At 68.9% G+C, this 1,325-nt stretch carries 1 protein-coding gene; it reads right to left on the bottom strand.

Annotation, left to right across the window (positions count from 1 at the left end; translation table 11 throughout):
• Positions 1–17: 17 nt before the first annotated feature.
• A complete protein-coding gene (locus ACH4SI_RS42070) occupies positions 18–1,085 on the bottom strand; it encodes an IS110 family transposase (RefSeq protein WP_398306385.1) in 1,068 nt (355 codons plus the stop codon).
• Positions 1,086–1,325: the final 240 nt, after the last annotated feature.

Genomic DNA, 1,325 nt, shown 5'->3' on the forward strand with positions numbered 1-1,325 from the left:
GAAGCTCCTATAGATCGTCAAGCGGCTTGCTTGAACTGGTCAGCGGTGATGTGAGGGTGGGGTAGATGCCGGTAGACCTCGCGGGCGACGAACCGTTTCAGGCAGCGCATGATGTCCTTCTTGGTCATGCCTTCGGCGGTGCGTCTGGCGACGTACTCCCGGGTGCGCTGGTCGTGGCGCATGCGGACCAGGGCGATCGTGTGCAGGGCCCGGTTGGCCTGTCGGTCGCCGCCCCGGTTGAGGCGGTGCCGGTTGGTGCGGCCGGAGGAGGCCGACAGCGGGGCAGCACCGCACAGGTGGGCGAAGGACGCTTCCGAGCGCAGGCGGTCCGGGTTGTCGCCGGCGGTGGTCAGTAGCTGGCCCGCGCTCTCGGGGCCGATGCCGGGCAGGGCGATCAACCGTGGTGCGGCCCGGGTCACCAGCGGGCCCAGGTCCGCGTCGGCTTCGGCGATTTCCTCCTCCAGCCGCTGGCAGCGTCGGGCGAGCCGTCGCAGCGTGATCCTGACCGCGCAGTCCGGATCTGCGAGGTCGCCTGCGGGCCGGAAACGGGCAAGGGCGTCAATCAGCCGGTCGGTGGCCAGGCCACGCAGCTTCTCGCGCACCGCGGCCGGTGCGGTGATGATGAGCGTGCGGATTTGGTTGATGGTCTGAGTGCGGGCTTTGACGGCCGAACTGCGGGCCACCCGCAGGGTGCGGATGGACTCCACGATCCCGTTGCGGGTCTTCGGAATGCCCGAAGCCCGGCCGGACAGCACGGCGGTCGCGGCGGCGTAGGCGTCCACTGGGTCGGACTTGCCGTTGTCCCGCCTGGCCTTGCGGTCGGGCCGGTCGACCTCGATGACGGCGACACCCTGTGCGGTCAGGAAACGGGCGATCTCGGCCCCGTAGGCACCGGTTCCCTCGATGCCCACCGCCAGAAGCTCGCCATGAGAACGCAGCCAGTCGAGCAGCTGCTCATAGCCGGTGGGACCAGTCGGGAACGGCTCGGTGGCCAGGTGCCGGCCCACGGTGTCGATCACGGCCGCCTGGTGCAGGTCGGTGTGGGTGTCGATCCCGCCAATGACCGCTATCTCGTCTGCTGCCATGCTGGACGTGCTGTCCTTCCGTACGACGCATCAGGGAGGGCACGCGCCGGTCGGGCGGACGGACAAGACAGTGATGGGACCTTTGGCCGGGCTCCTATGAGGTCACGAACTCCCGACCGGCACGCGCGCGGTGGCACCGCCCGACAGACCGACGGTTCTCCCGAAAGACAGCCGAAGCGCCAGTGAGTCCTCGAGTCAGGTCTCCAGGCGGTGCCACCGCAATCATCACTGTGAGTCCTG

This window comes from Streptomyces sp. NPDC021212 (assembly GCF_044332925.1).
Taxonomy (GTDB): Bacteria; Actinomycetota; Actinomycetes; order Streptomycetales; family Streptomycetaceae; genus Streptomyces.